At 53.7% G+C, this 22,912-nt stretch carries 19 protein-coding genes; 10 read left to right on the forward strand and 9 right to left on the reverse strand.

Going from position 1 to position 22,912, the window contains the following annotated elements; translation table 11 throughout:
* Nucleotides 1-89: 89 nt before the first annotated feature.
* The 5 genes from fabB to OUO13_RS15345 all read right to left on the reverse strand — a co-directional run bounded on the left by fabB (nucleotide 90) and on the right by OUO13_RS15345 (nucleotide 5,939).
* Nucleotides 90-1,301 carry a beta-ketoacyl-ACP synthase I gene (fabB, locus tag OUO13_RS15325; protein ID WP_283174770.1) on the reverse strand — a complete coding sequence of 404 codons (1,212 nt, stop codon included), beginning with the start codon at nucleotides 1,299-1,301 and terminating at the stop codon, nucleotides 90-92.
* A 183-nt stretch (nucleotides 1,302-1,484) separates the two neighbouring features.
* Nucleotides 1,485-2,273, reverse strand: coding sequence for a phosphatase PAP2 family protein (locus tag OUO13_RS15330; protein WP_283174771.1), 789 nt, complete (start codon nucleotides 2,271-2,273; stop codon nucleotides 1,485-1,487).
* Nucleotides 2,274-2,276: 3 nt separating this feature from the next.
* Nucleotides 2,277-3,881 (reverse strand): ArnT family glycosyltransferase, encoded by a 1,605-nt coding sequence (locus tag OUO13_RS15335; RefSeq protein ID WP_283174772.1) that lies wholly within the window; start codon nucleotides 3,879-3,881, stop codon nucleotides 2,277-2,279.
* Between the two features lie 9 nt (nucleotides 3,882-3,890).
* On the reverse strand, nucleotides 3,891-4,928 hold the full coding sequence (locus OUO13_RS15340) for a glycosyltransferase family 2 protein (RefSeq protein WP_283174773.1): 1,038 nt from the start codon (nucleotides 4,926-4,928) through the stop codon (nucleotides 3,891-3,893).
* A gap of 87 nt (nucleotides 4,929-5,015) precedes the next feature.
* A complete protein-coding gene (locus OUO13_RS15345; RefSeq protein WP_283174774.1) occupies nucleotides 5,016-5,939 on the reverse strand; it encodes a lysylphosphatidylglycerol synthase transmembrane domain-containing protein in 924 nt (307 codons plus the stop codon).
* Nucleotides 5,940-6,096: 157 nt separating this feature from the next.
* On the opposite strand from OUO13_RS15345, the gene waaC reads away from it, so the two are divergent.
* Nucleotides 6,097-7,122, forward strand: a complete 1,026-nt coding sequence (gene waaC / locus OUO13_RS15350) for a lipopolysaccharide heptosyltransferase I (protein WP_283174775.1) — start codon at nucleotides 6,097-6,099, stop codon at nucleotides 7,120-7,122.
* 3 nt (nucleotides 7,123-7,125) lie between these two features.
* Here the strand turns inward: waaC and OUO13_RS15355 are convergent, their stop codons facing one another.
* Nucleotides 7,126-8,355, reverse strand: a complete 1,230-nt coding sequence (locus tag OUO13_RS15355; protein ID WP_283174776.1) for an EAL and HDOD domain-containing protein — start codon at nucleotides 8,353-8,355, stop codon at nucleotides 7,126-7,128.
* 123 nt (nucleotides 8,356-8,478) lie between these two features.
* Here OUO13_RS15355 and OUO13_RS15360 point away from each other — a divergent pair, with 123 nt between their 5' ends.
* Entirely contained in the window at nucleotides 8,479-9,417 is a 939-nt protein-coding gene (locus tag OUO13_RS15360; RefSeq protein WP_283174777.1) for a chemotaxis protein CheV, read from the forward strand.
* Between the two features lie 85 nt (nucleotides 9,418-9,502).
* Nucleotides 9,503-10,303: an MOSC domain-containing protein gene (locus OUO13_RS15365; RefSeq protein WP_283174778.1), complete on the forward strand. Its 801-nt coding sequence runs from the start codon at nucleotides 9,503-9,505 to the stop codon at nucleotides 10,301-10,303.
* On the opposite strand, the gene OUO13_RS15370 is transcribed toward OUO13_RS15365, so the two are convergent.
* From OUO13_RS15370 to gltA, 3 genes are all read right to left on the reverse strand, one after another.
* The gene (locus tag OUO13_RS15370; protein ID WP_283174779.1) at nucleotides 10,304-10,906 is read right to left on the reverse strand and encodes a hypothetical protein; all 603 of its coding nucleotides are present in this window, start codon (nucleotides 10,904-10,906) and stop codon (nucleotides 10,304-10,306) included. It lies immediately after the preceding gene.
* 104 nt (nucleotides 10,907-11,010) lie between these two features.
* The gene (locus OUO13_RS15375; RefSeq protein ID WP_283174780.1) at nucleotides 11,011-12,012 is read right to left on the reverse strand and encodes an NAD(P)-dependent oxidoreductase; all 1,002 of its coding nucleotides are present in this window, start codon (nucleotides 12,010-12,012) and stop codon (nucleotides 11,011-11,013) included.
* A 94-nt stretch (nucleotides 12,013-12,106) separates the two neighbouring features.
* A complete protein-coding gene (gltA, locus tag OUO13_RS15380) occupies nucleotides 12,107-13,387 on the reverse strand; it encodes a citrate synthase (protein ID WP_283174781.1) in 1,281 nt (426 codons plus the stop codon).
* 347 nt (nucleotides 13,388-13,734) lie between these two features.
* Here gltA and sdhC point away from each other — a divergent pair, with 347 nt between their 5' ends.
* The 7 genes from sdhC (at nucleotide 13,735) to lpdA (ending at nucleotide 22,764) form a co-directional block, all read left to right on the forward strand.
* On the forward strand, nucleotides 13,735-14,109 hold the full coding sequence (sdhC, locus tag OUO13_RS15385) for a succinate dehydrogenase, cytochrome b556 subunit (RefSeq protein WP_283174782.1): 375 nt from the start codon (nucleotides 13,735-13,737) through the stop codon (nucleotides 14,107-14,109).
* On the forward strand, nucleotides 14,103-14,450 hold the full coding sequence (gene sdhD, locus OUO13_RS15390) for a succinate dehydrogenase, hydrophobic membrane anchor protein (protein ID WP_283174783.1): 348 nt from the start codon (nucleotides 14,103-14,105) through the stop codon (nucleotides 14,448-14,450). Before sdhC ends, sdhD begins: the two co-directional genes overlap by 7 nt.
* Nucleotides 14,451-14,453: 3 nt before the next feature.
* Nucleotides 14,454-16,229, forward strand: a complete 1,776-nt coding sequence (gene sdhA, locus OUO13_RS15395; protein ID WP_283174784.1) for a succinate dehydrogenase flavoprotein subunit — start codon at nucleotides 14,454-14,456, stop codon at nucleotides 16,227-16,229.
* A gap of 15 nt (nucleotides 16,230-16,244) precedes the next feature.
* Complete coding sequence (locus OUO13_RS15400; RefSeq protein WP_283174785.1) at nucleotides 16,245-16,955, forward strand: succinate dehydrogenase iron-sulfur subunit; 711 nt, start codon at nucleotides 16,245-16,247, stop codon at nucleotides 16,953-16,955.
* Nucleotides 16,956-17,233: 278 nt separating this feature from the next.
* On the forward strand, nucleotides 17,234-20,074 hold the full coding sequence (locus OUO13_RS15405) for a 2-oxoglutarate dehydrogenase E1 component (protein WP_283174786.1): 2,841 nt from the start codon (nucleotides 17,234-17,236) through the stop codon (nucleotides 20,072-20,074).
* Nucleotides 20,075-20,103: 29 nt separating this feature from the next.
* Nucleotides 20,104-21,300, forward strand: a complete 1,197-nt coding sequence (gene odhB, locus OUO13_RS15410; protein ID WP_283174787.1) for a 2-oxoglutarate dehydrogenase complex dihydrolipoyllysine-residue succinyltransferase — start codon at nucleotides 20,104-20,106, stop codon at nucleotides 21,298-21,300.
* Between the two features lie 21 nt (nucleotides 21,301-21,321).
* Nucleotides 21,322-22,764, forward strand: coding sequence for a dihydrolipoyl dehydrogenase (gene lpdA / locus OUO13_RS15415; RefSeq protein WP_283174788.1), 1,443 nt, complete (start codon nucleotides 21,322-21,324; stop codon nucleotides 22,762-22,764).
* Nucleotides 22,765-22,912 lie beyond the last annotated feature (148 nt).

A 22,912-nucleotide genomic window follows, 5' to 3' on the forward strand; every position in this document is an offset into this window, starting at 1 on the left:
CCGATGTCGAACGCCTCCATTGTCTGGCGGTGTCCGGCATCGGGCTATATTCAGACGGCTACCTCCCCGGTAGCTGTCTGCGAGTCCAATTACAGTGCTTTGAAAATCAGGGCGGCGTTAGTGCCACCAAAACCGAAGCTGTTGGACATAACTGTCTTCAGCTCTGCTTCCTTGTTTTCGCGCAGGATTGGGAAACCTTCTGCACCTGGATCCAGTTCGCTGATGTTGGCGCTGCCGGTCATAAAACCGTGCTTCAGCATCAGCAGGCTGTAAATGGCTTCCTGTACGCCAGCGGCGCCCAGGGAGTGGCCGGTCAGGGACTTGGTAGAGCTGATCGGTGGGATCTTGTCGCCAAACGCCTGGGCAACTGCTTTCAGCTCGGTGACGTCACCGGCTGGAGTAGAAGTGCCGTGGGTATTCAGGTAATCGATGGTTGGGTTACCGGCCATGGCCAGGGCTTCCTGCATGCAGCGGATAGCACCTTCACCAGACGGAGCAACCATGTCGGCGCCGTCGGAAGTGGCAGAGTAACCTACCAGTTCGGCGTAAATGGTCGCGCCACGCGCTACGGCGTGTTCGTATTCTTCCAGAACCAGCATGCCGCCACCGCCAGCGATGACGAAACCGTCACGGTTGGCATCGTAGGCACGGGAGGCAACTTCCGGAGTTTCGTTGTACTTGCTGGACAGTGCGCCCATGGCGTCGAACTGCATGGACAGGGACCAGTGCTCTTCTTCACCGCCGCCGGCGAAAACGATGTCCTGTTTGTTCCACTGGATCAGTTCCATGGCGTGACCGATGCAGTGAGAGCTGGTCGCACACGCGGAAGTGATGGAGTAGTTAACACCCTTGATGCTGAACGGGGTTGCCAGGTTGGCGGATACAGTGGAGCCCATGGTACGGGTTACACGGTATGGGCCAACTTTACGGATGCCCTTGTCACGGATGATATCGACAGATTCAACAATGTCGCTGGTAGAAGCGCCACCGGAACCGGCAACCAGACCGGTACGGATGTTGGAGACCATGTCTTCAGTCAGGCCAGCATCTTCAATTGCTTCTTTCAGTGACAGGTAGGAGTAGGCAGCAGAGTCGCCCATGAAGCGCTTCAGCTTGCGATCGATCAGAGCGTCCAGATCGATGTTCGGACGGCCGGCAACGTGGCTGCGCATGCCCAGTTCAGCGTACTCGGGAATAAAACGAATGCCTGAACGTTGTTCACGCAATGACGCCAGTACTTCTTCCTTGTTGTTACCAAGGCAACCGACGATACCAATACCTGTAACCACCACTCGACGCATAGTTAGATCTCTGACTGTTTTAGTACACGCAAACTGGCAGTGTATGACAGTTGCGTTGAATTATTGTTTCAAAAACACCTAATTCTGACCGTCGGTTACCCACCGGCCGAAATTTTGACAGCCACTATATAGCACGAGTTAAAAAGGGATAAAGAAAAATATTATTGAACAGAGAGGGGGTAATTAGCCCCTCTTGTCCTGAATCAGCTTTGTGGTGAGTTTCATCAGAGGCCACCAGAACCATTTTAAGGCGACCAGAACCGCGACTACGGCGGAGGTACTGGTCAACAACTGTGCATGTGGGTAACGACTGTTGAAAAAAGGCAGGTAAATAGTACCAAGGGTCAGAATGGTTACGGTCAGCAAAAGTGTGGCCGGATGTTCCGACCACGCAGGCAGCGGCCGCCACGCCAGTACGATGGCTGCGACAATCAGGCCCAGCGCAGAGCCGGTTAATACATCCAGAGGCCAGTGCGCCCCAACGGCCATGCGGCTGAAGGCTGCCGCTGCGGCGACGGCCAGCACCAATAACTGGCCTGGCAAACGGCATTGACTGGCAATCAGTGCCATAGAGGCAAACACCGTAAACGAATGGCCGGATGGAAAACTATGGTGTTTCAGCTTCGGACCAATGATGTAGAAACTGTCCTGGGCGAGCACTACTGCCGGGCGGGCAGCATCAAAAAAAGCCTTGCCGCCGTGTACGACCAGGGTGCCAACCAGTAACAACAACAAGGCTCGCGGCAATAACTCGGGCCGTACGGCACACACGGCCAGCAGGGCGGTCATGGCAAACAGGGTGTCGGCCACCATGGTGAGATTACTCCACAGTGCCGCCGGATAGTCATGTGCCCAGTGATTCACTATCAGGAACAATGACTGGTTGTTACCGGTCAGGCGCACAGCCACTGCGGCTATGGCCAGCAGGGCTGCCAGCCACAACAGGCGAGGCAGAATGTTGTTGGCTGGCATGGGTTACTCCGACTCAGAGGCTTCGACGCTTGGCTCCGCGACCGGCTCTGACACAACTGCCGCATCCACCGGTTCCGGTTTCAGCTCGATCAGCACAATCAGGCCGGACTGGAACAGCACGTTGTAACGTTCCAGATCGCGGATTCGGTCAATACGTCCGAATCCCACTTCGCCCGGCTGCAAACCACGGCGCACAGTCACGCGATCGAGATAGACGTTGAAGCTCGGCATGTCGATGGATTGGGTAACAATCGGCTGTTGCAGAGTGCGAGCGTACTGGGCGGCTTCATACACGGGCAGCTGCTGGGCATCGCTGATGGCCGGTACCATAACGGCCCAGACAAACAGCGCCTGAATCACGGCGGTTGCCATCAGTCCGTGCCAGATCGCAAGGCGACGCCACAGGATCAGTGCCAGTGAGGCCAGACCGGCCAGTGCAGCCAGCATCGCAAACTGGTTATTAATGTAGTGAGCCGCGCGTTGGGCGGTGGCGATTTCAATCGGGTTGGTGAGGCGGCCCTCGATGACCGGAATCAGCAACGGGAAGGCCATCAGCAAGCCAAAAAACAACACCGGCAGCACCGCGGCCAGCCAGCGTGAACGCAGGCTGAAGCGGTGGCGTGCCATCAGGATTACCAGTGGTGTGCTGCCATACAGAATGTAGTGGGGCAGTTTGGTGCTGGCGAGGCTGAACAGTACCAGTACGACCAGGAACCAGATCCACAAGAAACGATTAAGGCCGTCCATACGAATGGCGTCACGCACGCTCGGCAGCATACGCAGCAGCAGCGCACCAAACGGTGCCACTACAAAGGGTAAAACGGACGGATAAAAGAGGAAGCCACCATCATGGCCTTCCATCGCGTTATTAAAACGATTGACGTTGTGCTTCAGGAAAAAGCCGTCAATAAACGCCTGGCCTTGGGCCATGTATTCAAGAATGTACCAGGGCGCTGCAATCGCCAGGGTGACGATCCATCCCGGTACAAAAAACAGCGCACGAAACAGGTCTTGCCAACGGCGGGCCCAGCCAAAATACAGGCCTGCAACCATCAGCGGGATCAGCACCGCCACCGGCCCCTTGGTCAGCAAGCCCAGGCCCATCAGGGCGTAAATGGCATACAGTAGATGGTTGGACGGTTTTTCGCTGTAGTGGTAAATCAGCAGCAGGGTGCTGGCTAGCAGGGCATTTAACAGCGCATCGGCGGTGGCAACGTGGCAAATCATGTTGATGCCAAGGGCGCCTGCACAAATCATGGCAGCCGCGACGGCGGTGTTGCGGCCAATGTGGAAACGGCAGAACGCAAATACAGCCAGAGACCAGCCGATACCGGCCAGCATTGATGGGACGCGGAATGCCCAGACTTCGGTGCCAAACAGGCTGATCGAAGCGGCTTGCAGCCAATAGATAAGAATCGGTTTATCAAAACGCATGCGGTCGTTGAGCATGGTGGTAATAAAATCACCACGCTCAAACATGCCACGGGTAGCCTCGCTGAAGGCGCCCTCGTCGTGATCAAACAGCAGGTAGCCGTTGATGTTCAGAGCGAACATCACGACTACGAATACCAGCAGCCCGAGGGGCAGATTACGCGGCAGCAGTTTCATGGGCAGGGCTTAGCCTGCCTGGCTATCGTTCGGGGTGTCGTCTTTGTCCGCGTTTGCCCAGCCGGTTTTGGTTTCGGCGCCGTCATCGCGTTTGTAGATAACGTATTGCTGGATGCGCGAGGACTCAAAGTAGGTGCGGGAAATCAACTCCGACATCACACCTGTGGTCAGGAATTGCAGGGCAGCAATCACAAACACCACGGCAATCAGGAATAGCGGACGACTGCCAATATCTTCATCCAGAATAAACTTCACGAAGGCCAGATAAACCAGCAGCAGGGAGCCAATGGAGCCCATGCTCAGGCCGATCATGCCAAAGAAGTGGCCAGGACGGGCCTTGTAACGCATGAAAAAGTAGACTGACAGCAGGTCGAGGATCACGCGGAAGGTGCGGGAGATACCGTATTTGGAAACGCCAGCAACACGAGCGTTGTGGTTTACCTCGATTTCACCAATGCGGCTTGGTGGTACAACCGCGGCAACCCAGGCTGGAATAAAACGGTGCATTTCACCATACAGACGAACCTGTTTGATAACAGACGCGCGATAGATTTTCAGCGAGCAACCGTAGTCATTGATACGTACGCCGGTGATCTTGCCGATCAGACGGTTGGCGATACGGGACGGAATCTTGCGCATCACCAGATCGTCTTTGCGATTCTTGCGCCAGCCGGTCAGCAGGTCGAGATCACGTTCGATCAGGTGATCAATCATACGAGGGATGTCGGCCGGGTCGTTCTGAAGGTCGCCGTCAAGAGTGGCGATCAGTTCACCGTGGGCTTCATCGATACCCGCCTGCATGGCCGCGGTCTGACCGAAGTTACGGCGCAGTTCAACGATGCGAACGTGAGGGCCACGAATAGCCGCTTCACGATTCAGCGCCTGAGGGGTGCCATCGGTTGAACCATCGTCAACAATCAGCAGTTCCCATGGGCCGTTATACGCCGCCAGGGCTTCATGAACGCGTGCGATCATGGGCCCGACGTTATCAATCTCGTTGTACATCGGGATAACAATGGACAGTGACGGCTTTCGGCTCTGGCTCACAGGTCTACCACTCTGGTCAGTAAAAATTTGCGCGGATAATACCCAAAAGCGGGGTGTGAAAAAACCTGCCAATGGTATTCCGCTCGATCAGTGTTGTGGTGGCTTCCTGACATTCAGGGTCGCCACGGCAATCAGTGCCGTCAGAATCAGGGTCGAACCCAGCACAAACAGGTGCAGGTTAACCGCGGCAGCCAACGCGTCGGTGGCGGCAATTTTCCACGGTAACAGTCCGGCGACGATGCCTGCCTCGTAAGTACCGGCACCGGCCACACCATTGACCGGCAGAACACTGCTCAGTTCACCGGTGCTGGCGCCGATCCATGCCTGGTAAAAACTGATCGGAATAAACTGTTGCAGTAACCAGCTGAACACGGCCACTTTTAATGCCCAGTTCACAAAGGTCCAGAGCAGGGCGCGGACCAGCGGCCATGGGCTTGCAGGCAGGGCGCTCATCAGCTCAACCGCCTTGTTGAGTTTTGGCGACGGATGCTGTTTCAGGAAGAGGTTGATGCGGTTTTGTACCGGCAGGATCAATAAAGGAATCAGTACTGCGACAATGCCCAGACCAATGCGAATCTCCGGGCTCCAGCCCATGTGGGCCTGCAGGGATATGCCTGCCAGTACCAATAGCGCATACAGGTCGAGCAGGCGCAGCCATAACAGCGCTGGAATGGTATGCCGCAGCGGGCTGTTGAAATGGCTTTTCATCAGCATCGGGAAGGCGGCTTCGCCGCTGCGCATGGGCATCAGGTTATTAAAGAAATTATGCAGAACGGTGATGCGGGTCAGGCGCAGGAAGTGGCCACGGCAATTGCTATAAAAGAAGTCATAGAAACGCAGTGCCCGTAACAGGTAGCTGGCCAGCATCAGTAACATGGCAATCGCAACCGCAGATGGCGGGATACTTTCCCAGCTCTGGATAACGGCTCCCCACCCCCAGGTGGTTTCAACCAGCCACAACAGAACAGCCAGCAGGATAAAGGCTGCCCAGAACTTCCAGGAACGTAACATGAACGGGCGATCTCCGGCTTGCGGAGAGTGCAATGGCACTCTCTACGCATCTTCTATAGTGGGCGGCGATATTTGCTGCTGAAAAACGGCAAGTCAAGTTTGCATCCGTCGCCATCCAGCGGTAATTTTCCCGCAGCTAACGTACTGAGTAACCAGCGTGAAGATTCTTGTCATCAAAACGTCCTCTCTGGGCGATGTGTTTCACACCCTGCCTGCCATCGAGGACCTCTATCGATATCGTCCGGGGGTGACGGTTGATTGGGTGGTGGAAGAGGCGTTTGCCGATATTCCGAGCTGGCACCCGCTGATTCGACATGTGATTCCGGTGGCCTGGCGGCGTTGGCGCAAAAGCTTGTTGAGCCGCCAGACCCGTTGCGAAATGCGTGATTTTCGCCGTCGTCTGCGAGAAGAGCATTACGATCTGGTGTTGGACGCCCAGGGGCTTATAAAAAGCTCGCTGATTACGCGAATGGCTCGTGGAACCAAGGTTGGGCTGGATGCAACCAGTTGCCGTGAGCCGTTTGCTGCGCGCGCTTACGACCGGACTGTTGCGGTGGCGCGCGGTGAACATGCGATTCATCGTTTACGTCGTTTATTTGCGTTGGCACTGGATTATCCGCTGACGGAACGTTTTGGTTACGGGGTTGACCACGCGCGTTGGCAACATCCGGATGTGCGGGGGCATTACTGGATTTTCCTGCATGGTACGACCTGGGATACCAAGCTGTGGCCGGAAGCCTACTGGCGGCAGTTGGCGGAAATGGTGGCGTCCAGTGGTCGTCACGTGTTTTTGCCATGGGGTAATGAAGAAGAACGTCTGCGCGCCGAGCGTGTCGCAGATGGCCTGGCGACGGTGAAAGTATTGCCCAAAATGTCGCTGAATTCGCTGGCGGCGTGGTTGGCTCATGCTCAGGCGATTGTCGGGGTTGATACCGGCCTGTGTCATGTCGCTGCTGCACTGGAAGTGCCATCCGTGGCAATTTACGGCTCAACCGATGCACGTCTGACCGGCGCCCTGGGGCCGCAAATGCAGGTGATGGCCAGCAGTTATGCCTGTGCTCCCTGTTTGTCACGTACATGTCTCAAGAAAGAGCCGGGTGATATTCAGCCGCCTTGTTACCGGGAAATTTCTCCGCAAATGGTTTATGCCCATCTGCAACAGCGATTGGCCCAACAGGTTTGATATTTATTGCAGTACGCTTAGCAGCTCGCGGGCCTCTTTCAGGGCCCGCTGATAACATTTCCCGAGACTCTCGACATCAATACCCTTGCTGGTGATGGATTGCCAATCGAGTTGCAGCCAGTCGCCGCGTTCCATCGAAAGAACAGCCTGTAACAGGCCGCCCATCTCGCCAGAGCCAGTGGTCAGAGCGGCGGTCAGATCCGATGCCAGATACATTTTATTACACAGGTGTCCAATCGGTATGTCGACGAAGGCATCCAGCAGTGAAAACAGTCCCATTGTAAACGCGTCTTCCGGCAGGATTTTTTTCCAGACCGGAGCCAGCTCGCGGGCCAGGCATGCCCGCATCACGGCTTGCTCGCGCAGTATGCCGGGTTTGTCATCGAGCCTCCCCAGCGCAATGATGTTTGACCATGAGCGGATACGGTCAAACCCAACAATCATGATGGCACGCGGAATCGAGCTGACCTCATTGGCACAGCCAACGTAGGCCGAGTTCACCATTTGCAGCAGTTTGAAGCTGAGCTGTGGATCAGATTGCAGAATCCGTGTTGCTTCATCTATATCAGCATCTGGATTGTTGAGTACCTTCAGCAAGCGCAGCACGGCTATCTTGTTATCCGGAATCCGGCGTCCGTACAGGATGTTGGGTTTGCTGTAAAAGTATCCCTGGAACAGATCGCAGCCAGCGGCCAGGCAGGCTTCAAAGTCAGCCATGGTTTCAACTTTTTCCGCCAGCCAGCGTAGCCCAGGACGTTGGTACTGCTGGATGATCTCCCGCAACTGTTCGGCGCCATCAATCGCCAGCATATCGACCTTGATGATGTCGAGGTGTTGCAGCAGCTTCTCGGGGAGTGGCTGGCCGGTGTAGTCGTCCAGTGCCACCATATATTTCAGCTTGCGCAGGCGTTTGACCAGCTTGATCAGCTCTTCATCGATATCGATGTGTTCCAGAATTTCGGCAACGATGGGGGAGGGGCCGAGCAAAGGAGGGTTTGCGATCCAGTAGCGGGTGAAGTTGATGTAAGCGGGCAGTCCTCCGGTCACCACTTCGATGCCCAGTTCGTTGTATGCGCCAATAATCACTTCACTGGTGGCTCTATCGCCAAAATTATCCTGCCACTCCTGACTGGCGTTAGGGATCGGCCGACATAACAGCTCGTACCCGACAACCTTCATGGCGCGATCCAATATAGGTTGGCGCGCCAGTAGGGGGGTGTATTCGTCATTCATGGATACCTTCCACATTCTGGGGCCATCAGCGGCTGACGGGAAATCTTTTTAAAGTCTAGCGTAAGCGGGCGTTTTGTCTGGTCTTGTCTACACTCTTTTGAGAGATCTGTTGTGGAGCTATGTATGAGCGGTGTACTGAGTAGCGTTGATGCCCGCACGCGTCTGGTAGGGCAGAATCGCCTTGAGCTTCTGTTATTTCACCTGGGTGGGAGTCAGTACTTTGCAATTAATGTGTTCAAAGTACAGGAAGTCATGCGTTTGCCGCGTCTGACCTGTATTCCTGATTGCCATCCGGTAGTCCGTGGAGTGACTCACTTGCGTGGGCAAACGGTACCGGTTGTGGATCTACGTGCTGCCATTCAGATGGGGCCTTTGAATATGAAGGCCTATGACGCCACCATCATCGTCACTGAGTACAACATGACGGTTCAGGCTTTTTTGGTGGGTGGAGTTGATCGTATTGTCAATATGAACTGGAACGAGATTCTTCCTCCGCCAGGTGGCGCAGGGCGTCAACATTATCTGACAGCAATTACTCGCCTGGATAAGCGTATTGTCGAAATTATTGATGTGGAAAAGGTGTTGGCCGAAATTGCACCGTATAACACGCAACTCTCACCAGACGCCTATGATGATTCTTTAATGGCCCGTATGAAGGGCAAGAAAATTTTGCTGGTTGATGACTCGCATGTCGCTATTGAACAAATGCGTCAGGTAATAGGACCGATGGGATTGCAAATTGTTGAGGCGCGCAACGGTTTGGAGGCCTGGCAACAATTGATGCATTGGAAAGAAACCGGTCTCGATATCGACAAGGAATTAGTGATGATCATCACGGATGCTGAGATGCCAGAAATGGATGGTTATATGTTAACGACCGAAATTCGTCGAGATCCGGATCTGAAAAACGTGATTGTGGTGTTGCATACCTCGTTGTCCGGCAACTTTAACAAGGCGATGGTCGAAAAAGTGGGATGTGATGGATTCCTGTCCAAGTTTGCGCCGGAAAAAATGGCGGCTGAAGTTCAGCGACTGATCAAGACCAAACTGGATAATGTGTAAACGCGCGGGATGAGTTCACTCCCTGCAGGCGCTATCCTAGGGTTCCTGGATAGCGCTTTTTTTTGCCTGAAATTTCGGAGAGCAGATGAATCAGGAAGCAGAGTTGGTGATTACCGGATTGTTTGTGTATCCGGTCAAGTCCTGTGCGGGCATGTCAGTGGATTCACTTGAGTTGTCGGCCGAAGGGGTGGTAGGTGATAGGCGTTACATGATCGTCGCTCCTGATGGTCGTTTTCTGACCCAGCGTCAGTTGCCGGCGATGGCCTGGATTATCCCGCGCTGGTCTGAGGGACAGCTGGTTCTTGGTTTTGATGGTAAGGGGGAATGTGTAGAAGGAGTGGGGGATGAACAGCTGGTGACAGTCTGGCGTGACGAGGTGATCGCCCGTGATTGTGGTGATGAGATGGCGGCCTGGCTGGAGTCGGTATTGGGGCGCCCATGTCGTCTGGTCAAAATGCCGGAGACTACTCATCGTCAGGTCGATTTGCGTTATGCGGAAGAGGGTGAGCTGGTCGGCTTTGCTGATGGATTTCCGTTGCTGGTAACGTCAGAAACCTCTCTGGCGGCGATTAGTCGGGAATGGGGTAAGCCGCTGCAAATGGAGCGCTTCCGGCCTAATGTCGTGATTAATGGTGGTGATGCCGGATTTGAAGAGCTGGTGTGGCGGCGCCTTGATGTTAGTGATGGCTCACTTTTGCTCGTGAAGCCATGCGAGCGCTGTGTTATCCCGCAGCGTGATCCGGTAACCCAGGTGCGTGATGCGGATCTGTTGCCAGTGTTGCAGCAGCTTTGTACGGTGGATGGCAAGATTATTTTTGGTCAGAACGCCATTGCCCGTGGGCTTTCATCCCTTCAGGTCGGGCAACGGCTGACTGTTGTGAGCTGATCAGAACAGTTCGATTTCATCCGTTGTATCAAACGAATCATTAGCGCTGCGCTGGAAGTGATGGTGATAGATTTCCAGTGCCTGTGCCACGCTGTTGCCTGCCATGATGTGCTCAAACATGATGCGTTCGGCTTCCATGGTGTACTGGCTTTTGATTTTGGTTTGCAGTTCTTTCCAGTAGCGAGGCTGGTAGCGCTGTGATGGGTCGGCCATCAGGTGGCCTACTCGTTCAAGGCTCTGACTGACGTGTTCAAGACGTTGGCTGAGGCGATCATAAAACTGGAAGGCAACAATGGCCTGATGAATCTCTTCGCTGACATCGGTAGCGATGTGGCGAATTTCATTGCGAATTTCCCGTGCGGTGATGTGTTCCGCTTCGACCTCGTGGTTGCTGATGGCAAGAATGCGACGGGTATTTTCTGCCATGGCAGTAAAACTGGACGACAAGCGATCAACAGACTGGGTTCCCTCGGTCAGGGAGGTATCGATCTGGGCTACTGCCAATGCCAGCATGGCAAGGGTTTCTCCGACCTGACTCCAGTCTATTTCCTTGTCTTGTGGGTGCGGTTGTCCGGCAATGCTGTGGCGTTCGGGTGGGATCATGGCAACCTCGACTCAGATGGCTGAGTAAAGCATAGTCGAGGTTGCCTGATTGGCGAGTTATTGCAGTCTCGTGAATGCAGTAAATCCTTGATCTGTGTTGGTAGTCACGAATTTGACAAAGTTGACAGTTTTTCAAGGCGTTTGAGCAGGGCTGATGTGTCCTGGCGCCCACATCCCATTGCCTGAAGGTCGGCATAGAACTGGTCGACGAGGGCGGTTACGGGCAGGCTGACACCGCTGCGGTTGGCTTGCTCAAGACAAATTCCCAGATCCTTGCGCATCCAGTCCAGGGCAAAACCATGGTCGTATTCACCCGCGATCATGGTTTTGTGACGGTTCTGCATCTGCCAGCTTCCGGCTGCACCTTGTGAGATCACCGAAATAACCTGTTCAGCATCAAGGCCGTTGTGTTGTGCAAAGTTGATGGCTTCGGACAAGCCTTGCAGCAGTCCGGCAATACAAATCTGGTTGACCATCTTGGTTTTCTGGCCGAAACCCGCTTCACCAAGGCGGGCGATGGCACGGGTGTATGGTGCGGTTGCGTGGCGAACTGCGTCGAAGTCTGCTTCCGCACAGCCGACCATCAGGCTCAGTTGACCGTTTTGTGCGCCTTGCTGGCCTCCTGATACCGGGGCGTCAGCAAAGCGCACGCCGTGTGTTTGGCAAATGGCAGCCATTTCTTCGGCCAGCAGGGCAGAGGTGGTGGTGTGGTCGATGATCAATGCGCCAGGTTTTATGCCTGCAAGTACGCCGTTTTTGGCGGTTATCAGGGCCCGAACATCGGCATCCCGGCCTGCACAAATCATCACTACATCTGCGTTCGCAACAGCCTGTTTTGGCGTTATGGCCGATGTGCCCTGGTATTGTTGCATCCAAGTGTCGACTTTGGCGGTAGTGCGATTATAAACGGTGACATCAAATCCGTTATTAGCGAGATGGCCCGCCATTGGAAATCCCATTGTACCAAGGCCGATAAAGGTTATATTTTTCATATTTATATTCGATATGTTGATATATGAATGTTGGTGAGTCGTGGAGGCTTCAGTGGTAATTGAATATAACGATATTCTTTTTCTGATCAGGTGTCCGGTATGAATAGTAGACAATATTGGACAGGACTGTTTTGATTCGTATCACCCGCCCGGAAAAAGGGTAAAAAAAAGCCGCCTCAAGAGGCGGCTTTTATGTCGATATTACGGCTTATTTGGCTGGGTAATCGCGACGGGTGTGACCAGTATAGAGCTGACGTGGACGACCGATGCGGTAATCGCTGCTGATCATCTCGTTCCAGTGTGCAATCCAGCCAGGGGTGCGGCCGGTAGCGAAGATCACGGTGAACATTTCGGTTGGAATGCCGATCGCTTTCAGGATGATGCCGGAGTAAAAGTCTACGTTCGGGTACAGGCCGCGTTTTACGAAGTACTCGTCCTCGGTAGCGATCTTTTCCAGTTTCATGGCGATCTTCAGCATTGGATCATCTTCCATGCCCAGTTCAGCAAGAACTTCGTCGCAGGTCTGTTTCATAACCTTGGCGCGTGGGTCGAAGTTCTTGTAAACGCGGTGACCGAAGCCCATCAGACGGAATGGATCATCCTTGTCCTTGGCTTTGGCGATGAACTTGTCGATGTTGGACTCATCACCGATTTCAGCCAGCATGCGCAGTACCGCTTCGTTAGCGCCGCCGTGAGCAGGACCCCACAGAGCTGCGATACCTGCAGCGATGCAAGCGAACGGATTGGCACCAGTAGAACCAGCCAGACGTACTGTAGAAGTGGAAGCGTTCTGTTCGTGGTCAGCGTGCAACAGGAAGATACGATCCATGGCCTTGGCTAGCACCGGGCTTACCTTCTTGTCTTCACATGGTGTGTTGAACATCATGTGCAGGAAGTTTTCGCTATAGCTCAAGTCGTTACGTGGGTACATGAATGGTTGGCCAATGGAATATTTGTAAACCATTGCTGCCAAAGTTGGCATTTTTGCGATCAGGCGGTGAGCAGAGATCATGCGATGCTTTGGATCGTGGATGTCCAGAGAATCGTGATAGAAAGCAGACAGGGCACCAACAACGCCACACATTACCGCCATCGGGTGAGCGTCACGACGGAAGCCATTGAAGAAGTGACTCAGTTGTTCATGAACCATGGTGTGGTTCTTGATGGTGCTGAGAAAGTTCTCTTTTTCTTCGGCTGTTGGCAGCTCTCCGTGCAGCAACAGGAAGCAGGTTTCCAGATAATCGGAATTTTCCGCCAGTTGCTCGATCGGGTAGCCACGGTGCAGCAGAACACCGGCGTCACCATCAATATAGGTGATTTTGGATTCAGTGGCTGCAGTAGACACAAAGCCCGGGTCGTAAGTGAAAAGGCCTTTGCCAGTCAGGCTACGAACGTCAACAACATCCTGTCCCAGAGTACCTTCATACACAGGTAATTCGAGCGCTTCCTCGATGCCGTCAACTTTCAGTATTGCTTTTTTGTCAGCCATGGATAGGCCTCCTGCTGTTCAATTTAAGCCCAGTAATTAAGGCGTTACCTCTAATTAAGGGGACTCACTATAGGTTCTGAAGCCGGTTTGTCAATTATCTCGGAGTCGAGCATATCCGAGCCTTGGACTTTAGTATATTGCCGACGATCTTCGTATGAGCCCGATGATGGGATCATGCAAAGGTAGTAATCCGACCTTGGTTTTGTTTGTAAAACAAGGGGGGCGAGACTATAATTTGCCGCGGTCAGAATACTTGTGCAAGAGTTGTACAAAGTTTTGGCCGATTCTTCTTGAGCCCGTGCTCGTACCGGTTTCCGGTTCGAGCCCATAAGAGAGTGTAAAGAGCCGTGAATAGCATTAGACCTAAAAACTTGGATCTTTCTACTATTGAGCTCCCTCTTCCTGCCAAAGCATCCATTATCCACCGTGTCTCCGGTTTCATCCTGTTCTTCGCAGTAGCTTTCATGCTGTCTGCGCTGGCAGCGTCTCTGGAATCTGCCGAAAGCTTCGCCGGGCTGAAGGCTGCGTTTGATAACGGTCTGGTCAAGTTCATCGCCTGGGGCATCTTGTCTGCACTGGGTTACCACTTTGTGGCAGGTATCAAACACCTGTTGATGGACATGGGAATTGGTGAAACCAAAGAAAGCGGTCGTACTGGCGCCATGATTACTCTGGTAGCTGGCCTGATCGTGATCGTTCTGGCAGGAGTTTGGGTATGGTAGCAAGTGTTACAAACCTTGGCCGTAGTGGCCTCTATGATTGGGTTATTCAGCGTCTGACCGCTGTTATCCTGGCGCTTTACACTCTGTTTCTGGTGGGCTTTGTAGCTGCTTCCCCGGATCTGCAGTTTGCCCAGTGGCAAGGTCTGTTTGCTCAGACCTGGATGAAAGTCTTCAGTCTTGCCGCCCTGATGTCCATTTGTGGTCACGCCTGGGTTGGTATGTGGACTATCTCCACTGACTACCTGAAGAACGCCGGTGTTCGTTTCCTGTTCCAGCTGGTGTGTGCCGGTTTCCTGTTTGTGTACCTCGTATGGGGTATCGATATCCTCTGGAGCGTGTGAGTCATGTCGTCATCTATCAGAACCATGTCATATGATGCCATCGTAGTTGGTGGCGGTGGTGCCGGTATGCGTGCGGCACTGCAATTGACCGAAGCGGGTATCAAGACTGCCTGTATTACCAAGGTGTTCCCAACCCGTTCCCACACTGTGTCTGCCCAGGGTGGTATCACCTGTGCGATCGCGTCTGCGGATCCAAACGACGATTGGCGCTGGCACATGTATGACACTGTTAAAGGTTCCGACTACATCGGTGACCAGGATGCTATTGAGTATATGTGCTCTGTAGGTCCACAGGCAGTGTTCGAACTGGAGCATATGGGTCTGCCATTCTCCCGTACTGAAGAAGGCCGTATTTATCAGCGTCCGTTCGGTGGTCAGTCCAAAGGTCCGGATAACCCGACTCAGGCTGCTCGTACTTGCGCCGCTGCTGACCGTACCGGTCACGCCCTGCTGCACGCCCTGTACCAGGGTAACCTGAAAGGCGGTACTACCTTCCTGAACGAATGGTATGCCGTTGACCTGGTGAAAAATGCCAAGGGTCAGGTAGTAGGTGTTATTGCTATCTGCATCGAAAACGGTGAAACCGTCTACGTCAAGGCCAAGGCAACTGTTCTGGCTACTGGCGGTGCGGGCCGTATTTACCAGTCCACTACCAACGCTCTGATCAACACTGGTGACGGTGTTGGTATGGCGATCCGCGCTGGCGTGCCAATGCAGGATATGGAAATGTGGCAATTCCACCCGACTGGTATTGCTGGTGCCGGTGTACTGGTAACCGAAGGTTGCCGTGGTGAGGGTGGTTACCTGGTCAACAAGGACGGCGAACGTTTCATGGAGCGTTACGCTCCTAACGCCAAAGACCTTGCTGGTCGTGACGTAGTTGCCCGTTCCATGGTTCTGGAAATTCTGGGCGGTCGTGGTTGTGGTGAAAACGGTGACCACGTATTCCTGAAGCTGGATCACCTGGGTGAAGAAACCCTGAACGCCAAGCTGCCAGGTATTCTGGAACTGTCCCGTACCTTCGCTCACGCTGACCCGGTTAAAGAGCCAATCCCTGTGGTTCCAACCTGTCACTACATGATGGGTGGTATTCCTACCACTATCGGTGGTCAGGCTCTGACCCAGGATGCCAACGGTAACGACGTGGTTATCGAAGGTCTGTACGCCGCTGGCGAGATCGCGTGTGTATCCGTACACGGTGCGAACCGTCTGGGTGGTAACTCCCTGCTTGACCTCGTGGTATTCGGCCGCGCAGTAGGTCTGCAGGTTGAGCAGAGCTTCAAGGACGGTTATGAGTCTGTGGATGCTACCGATGCTGACATCGAAGCTGCCATGTCTCGTTTGAACCGACTGAACAATTCCTCTTCCGGCGAGTCTGTAGCAGCAGTACGTGCTGATCTGCAGAAGACCATGCAGCTGTACTTCGGCGTATTCCGCGAAGGCGAGAGCATGGAAAAAGGTCTGGAGATGCTGAAGGAAATCGGCAAGCGCGTTAAGAACACTGTTCTGGATGACAAGAGCAAGGCGTTCAACACCGCTCGTATCGAAGCGCTGGAACTGGACAACCTGTTCGAAACTGCTTACGCAACTGCGGTAGCGGCGATCGAACGTAAGGAATCCCGTGGTGCTCACGCCCGTAACGACTTCACCGAACGTGATGACGAAAACTGGCTGTGTCACTCCCTGTACTTCCCGCAAACCAAGACTATTGGCAAGCGTGCAGTGAACTTCGCTCCGAAAACTGTCGAAGCGTTCCAACCGAAAGTCCGTACCTATTAATTTGGGAGGTATGCAATGCTCGTAAGTGTTTATCGCTACAACCCGGAGAAGGACGCCGCTCCGTACATGCAGGACTACAACATCACTATTCCGGGTAACCGCGATGTGATGATCCTGGACGTGCTGGCTCTGGTGAAGGAACAGGATTCCAGTCTGGTATATCGTCGTTCTTGCCGTGAAGGTGTTTGCGGCTCCGATGGTATGAATATTAACGGCAAGAACGGTCTGGCCTGTATTACGCCGATCTCTGAAGCCACCAATGGTAAAATGGACAAGCTGGTTCTGCGCCCGCTGCCTGGTATGCCGGTTATTCGTGACCTGGTTATCGACATGTCCATGTTCTATGCACAGTACGAGAAGATCAAACCGTACCTGCAGAACAATACCCCGGCTCCAGCGATTGAACGTCTGCAGACTCCGGAAGAGCGTGAGAAGCTGGACGGCCTGTACGAGTGTATTCTCTGTGCATGCTGCTCTACTGCTTGTCCTTCCTTCTGGTGGAACCCTGACAAGTTCATCGGTCCAAGCGGTCTGCTGCAGGCTTACCGTTTCCTGGCTGATAGCCGTGATACCGCAACTGCAGAGCGTCTGGCTGGTCTGAGTGACCCGTTCAGCGTATTCCGCTGCCGTGGTATTATGAATTGCGTGAACGTGTGTCCAAAAGGCCTTAACCCAACCAAGGCAATTGGTCACATCCGCAATATGTTGCTGAGCCAACAGGTATAAGCAACAGACTATTCCGTTGCCATATTGGCAACGGAGTTAGACGTAAGTGGGCTGGACACACAGCCCATTTTCGTGAAAAATTTTTTTTCGATATCGCGCCCAAAAAGCAAGATATAACGAAATTAATAAGTAATTGAGGGCGCAGGGTATTTCTGCATCACCTCAGAGGCCTTGCGATCTATCGATCGACCCTCTAACTCGCCTGGCAGTGCTAGAGTCGGTGCATACACTCTGTGGGTGACTTTCCCTCGATTTTTACACGAACAGGGTGAGCTTACATGCACGAGCAGACAATGGAGCAACTATGGAGCACCTCCCAATTGGCGGGAGGCAACGTTGCTTACATAGAAGAGCTCTATGAAGCCTATCTCAGAGACCCAAGTGAAGTTTCTGAAGAATGGCGCAGTTATTTTGACCAACTTCCTCGCGTTGACGAACACGTCACTGTCGATATTCCTCATAGCCCTATCCGCGATCAGTTCCTGCTGATTTCCCAGAACCAGCGTCGCGCACGCCCGGTATCTGCCAGCAGCGTCAGCACTGAACACGAGCGTAAACAGGTTCAGGTTCTGCAACTGATCAATGCTTACCGCGGTCGTGGTCACCAGCATGCCAAGCTCGACCCTCTGGGTCTGATGGCTCGTCAGCAAGTGCCTGATCTGGATCTGCATTTCCATGGTCTTTCCAAGGCAGATCTGGACACCCGCTTCCAGACCGGTTCCCTGTTCATCGGTCAGGACGAAGCTACTCTGAAAGAAATCATCGACGCTCTGGAAACCACTTACTGTGGCACCATCGGCGCTGAATTCATGCACATCGTCAACACCGCCGAGCAGCGTTGGTTCCAGCAGCGTCTGGAAAGTGCACGTGCTCATCCAAAGTACAGCAACGAAGTAAAACTGCACCTGCTGGAGCGTCTGACCGCTGCTGAAGGTCTGGAAAAATACCTGGGTTCCCGTTACCCGGGCGTTAAACGCTTCGGTCTGGAAGGTGGTGAGTCCCTGATCCCTCTGATGGATGAAATCATCCAGCGTTGCGGTTCTTACGGCACCAAAGAGATCGTGATCGGTATGGCCCACCGTGGTCGTCTGAACACCCTGATCAACACCCTGGGTAAAAAGACTTCCGATCTGTTCAACGAATTCGACGGCAAGGTTGAATTCCAGTCTCACGGTGACGTGAAGTACCACCAGGGCTTCTCTTCCAACGTGATGACCTCCGGTGGCGAAGTTCACCTGGCCATGGCGTTTAACCCGTCTCACCTGGAGATCGTATCTCCGGTAGTTGAAGGTTCCGTTCGTGCCCGTCAGGACCGTCGTGGTGACGTAAACCGCGAACTGGTTGTGCCTATCACCATCCACGGCGACTCTGCATTCGCTGGTCAGGGTGTTGTGATGGAAACCTTCCAGCTGTCCCAGACCCGTGCTTACTGCACTGGCGGTACCATCCGTATCGTGATCAACAACCAGGTAGGTTTCACCACTTCCAAGCGTGAAGACGTGCGTTCTACCGAATACTGCACCGACGTAGCCAAGATGATTGAGGCTCCGATCCTGCACGTTAACGGTGATGATCCGGAAGCCGTTCTGTTTGCTGCCCAGCTGGCTACTGACTACCGTCGTGAGTTCCGCAAGGACGTCGTGATCGACCTGGTATGTTACCGTCGTCGTGGTCACAACGAAGCGGACGAGCCGTCAGGCACCCAGCCGCTGATGTACGCCCAGATCAAGAAGCAGAAGACCACCCGTTCTGTTTACGCTGAAAAGCTGATCGCGGATGGCGTTCTGACTCTGGAACACTCCAAAGAGCTGGAAGAAGACTACCGCAAGGCGCTGGATGAAGGCCGTCACGTAGTGAAGAGCCTGGTGAAAGAGCCTAACAAGGCACTGTTCGTGGACTGGACTCCTTTCCTGGGTCACGAATGGACTGCTGACGCTGACACTTCCTTCGATCTGCCAACCCTGCAGGATCTGGCTAACCGTCTGCTGAAAGTGCCAGAAGGTTTTGCCCTGCAACCGCAAGTAGGCAAGATTCTGGAAGACCGCGCCCGTATGGCCGCTGGTGCTGCTCCAATCAACTGGGGCTTCGCCGAGACCATGGCGTACGCCACCCTGCTGCATGAAGGTTACGGCGTTCGTATCACTGGTCAGGACGTTGGCCGTGGTACTTTCTCTCACCGTCACGCCGTGCTGCACAACCAGAAAGATGCGACCAGCTATGTTCCGCTGGCCAACATCAGCCCGGACCAGCCCAAAATCGCTATCTACGACTCTCTGCTGTCTGAAGAAGCGGTACTGGCGTTTGAATACGGTTATTCCACTACCACTCCAGGTTCCCTGGTGATCTGGGAAGCCCAGTTCGGCGACTTCGCCAACGGTGCCCAGGTAGTGTTTGACCAGTTCATCTCCTCCGGTGAGCACAAGTGGGGCCGTCTGTGTGGTCTGACCATGCTGCTGCCACACGGCTACGAAGGTCAGGGTCCAGAGCACTCATCTGCGCGTCTGGAACGTTACCTGCAGCTGTGCGCTGAGCACAACGTACAAATCTGTGTGCCTTCTACTCCGGCCCAGGTTTACCACATGCTGCGTCGTCAGATTATCCGTCCGCTGCGTAAGCCGCTGGTGGTGATGTCTCCTAAGAGTCTGCTGCGTCACAAGCTGGCCATCAGCACTCTGGAAGACCTGGCACACGGCAGCTTCCAGACCGTCATCAACGAGATCGACGAGCTGAACCCGGCTGATGTACGTCGCGTACTGCTGTGCTCTGGCAAGGTTTACTACGACCTGCTGGAACGTCGCCGTAACGAGAACATCAAGGATATCGCCATTGTTCGTATCGAACAGCTGTACCCGTTCCCTGAAGATGATCTGACTGCAATTCTGGCTCAGTACCCGAATATGCAGGAAGTTTTCTGGGTTCAGGAAGAGCCGATGAACATGGGCGCCTGGTACAACAGCCAGCATCACATGATTCGCGTAATCCAGAAGTTCAAACCTGGTATGGCTCTGCAGTATGCAGGCCGTGAAGCTTCCGCGTCGCCAGCCGCCGGTTACATGGCTCTGCACCTGAAGCAGCTTGAACAATACCTTCGTGACGCACTGGATATCCAGGGCGAATAATTAGCAGGAACACTCTAAGGAAAACCATAATGAGCATCGAAATCAAGGCCCCGACTTTTCCAGAGTCAGTCGCAGACGGTACTGTAGCAACCTGGCACAAGAAACCTGGTGAAGCGGTAGAACGTGACGAACTGCTGGTCGATATCGAGACCGACAAGGTTGTTCTGGAAGTTGTGGCTCCTGCTTCCGGTATCCTGAAAGAAGTCTTCAAGAACGAAGGCGACGTAGTACTGAGCGACGAAGTTCTGGCTATTTTCGTTGAAGGCGCTGCTGCTACTGCAGCTCCAGCCGCTGCTGAAGCTGCTCCTGCTGCCGCTCCAGCCGCTGCTGGTGCCGAAGTGATCATGAGCCCAGCTGCTCGCAAGATCGCTGACGAAAACAACGTTGCCGGTACTGATGTTTCCGGTACTGGTCGTGGCGGTCGTGTAACCAAGGAAGATGTGGTTAACCACATCAAGACTGGTTCCAAGCCTGCTCCAGTAGCGCCTTCTGTTGCCGCTGCTCCAGTTTCTGTTGCTGCTGGTGAGCGCGTTGAGAAACGTGTTCCTATGACCCGTCTGCGTGCGACTATCGCCCGTCGTCTGGTTGAAGCTCAGCAAAACGCCGCCATGCTGACTACTTACAACGAAGTCAACATGAAGCCGGTTATGGAACTGCGCAACAAGTACAAGGACCTGTTCGAGAAGAAACACGGTGTGAAAATGGGCTTCATGTCCTTCTTCGTGAAGGCCGCTACTGAAGCTCTGAAACGTTTCCCGGCTGTCAATGCTTCTATCGACGGTAACGATATGGTGTACCATGGTTACCAGGATATTGGCGTAGCCGTATCCACTGAGCGTGGTCTGGTTGTACCAGTACTGCGTGATACCGACAGCATGAATCTGGCAGAAATCGAAAGCACCATTGGTGACTTCGCCAAACGTGGTCGTGACGGCAAGCTGGGTATTGAAGACATGCAAGGCGGTACCTTCACTATCACCAACGGTGGTGTGTTCGGTTCCCTGATGTCTACTCCTATCCTGAACCCTCCACAAACCGCGATCATGGGTATGCACAAGATCCAGGAACGTCCAATGGCCGTTAACGGTCAGGTAGTAATCCTGCCAATGATGTACCTGGCTCTGTCATACGACCACCGCATGATCGATGGCAAAGAAGCAGTTCAGTTCCTGGTCACCATCAAGGACCTGCTGGAAGATCCTGCTCGCATGCTGCTGGACATTTAACAGGGAAACTAAGGAAACAAAATGAGCAATAAATTTGACGTAGTCGTCATCGGTGGCGGCCCAGGTGGTTATGTTGCCGCTATTCGTTGTGCCCAACTGGGTCTGAATACCGCTTGTATCGACAAGTGGATCAACAAGGATGGCAAGCCGGTTTTCGGTGGCACCTGTCTGAACGTTGGTTGTATTCCATCCAAGGCACTGCTGGATACTTCCCACAAGTACGAAGAAGCCAAACACGAGTTTGATCTGCACGGTATTGGCGCTGGCGATATCACCATCGATATCTCCAAGATGCTGGCTCGCAAGGACCAGGTTGTTAAAAACCTGACCATGGGTGTTGCTGGTCTGCTGAAAGGCAACGGCGTAACTGCATTCGAAGGTGTTGCCAAGGTTCTGGCTGGCAAGAAAGTTGAATTCACTGCTCATAACGGTGAAGTTCAGACTCTGGAAGCGGAAAACATCATCATCGCTACCGGTTCTGTACCATTCAACATTCCACCAGCTCCGCTGACTGAAGACATCATCGTCGACAGCACTGGCGCACTGGAATTCAAATCCGTACCAGCTCGTCTGGGCGTGATTGGTGCCGGTGTTATCGGTCTGGAACTGGGTTCTGTATGGGGCCGTCTGGGCGCCAAGGTTACCGTTCTGGAAGCTCAGGACAAGTTCCTGCACGTTGCTGACTCTGCGGTTTCCAAAGAAGCTCAGAAACTGTTCACCAAGCAAGGCATGGACATCCGTCTGGGCGCTCGCGTGACTGGTTCTGAAGTGAAGGACGGTCAGGTTACCGTTACTTTCCAGGAAGGCGGCGAAGAGAAGAAAGAAACCTTTGACAAGCTGATCGTTGCTGTTGGCCGCAAGCCATACACCGAAGGTCTGCTGGCTGCTGATTCCGGCGTAAGCATGGACGAGCGTGGTTTCATCCACGTCGACGAAACCTGCAAAACCTCTGCTCCAGGCATCTGGGCAATCGGTGACGTGGTTCGTGGTCCTATGCTGGCTCACAAAGCGTCTGAAGAAGGCGTTATGGTTGCCGAGCGCATCCATGGCCACAAGGCTCAGCTGAACTACGACGTGATCCCGTCTGTTATTTACACCACTCCGGAAATTGCCTGGGTAGGCAAGACCGAAGAACAGGTTAAAGCAGAAGGCGAGCCATACAACGTTGGTATGTTCCCATTCGCGGCCGTTGGTCGTGCAATGGCCAGCAATACCACCGATGGTTTCGTAAAAATCATTGCTCACGCTGATACCGACCGCATCTTGGGTGCCCACATTGTTGGCCCTAACGCAGGTGACCTGTGTCAGCAGATCGTTATCGCGATGGAATTCGGTTCCAGCGCTGAAGACATCGGCATGATGGTATTTGCTCACCCAACCGTTTCTGAAGCAGTTCACGAAGCGGCTCTGGCTGTAAGCAACTCCGCGATTCACAAAGTGAATCGTCGCCCAGCTAAAAAATAATAAAGAGTAAGAACATCGGCCCGGTTCGCCGGGCCAGTGCTTATATTGCCGGCCACGTCCATCAGCGTATCTGTCAGGATGCGTGGATGGGGCCACAACAAGGCGTGGCTGGTTAACACACACTGTCGGGCAACACCCGACATAAAAG

It is taken from the genome of Parathalassolituus penaei, assembly GCF_026626885.1.
Lineage (GTDB): Bacteria > Pseudomonadota > Gammaproteobacteria > Pseudomonadales > Oceanobacteraceae > Oceanobacter > Oceanobacter penaei.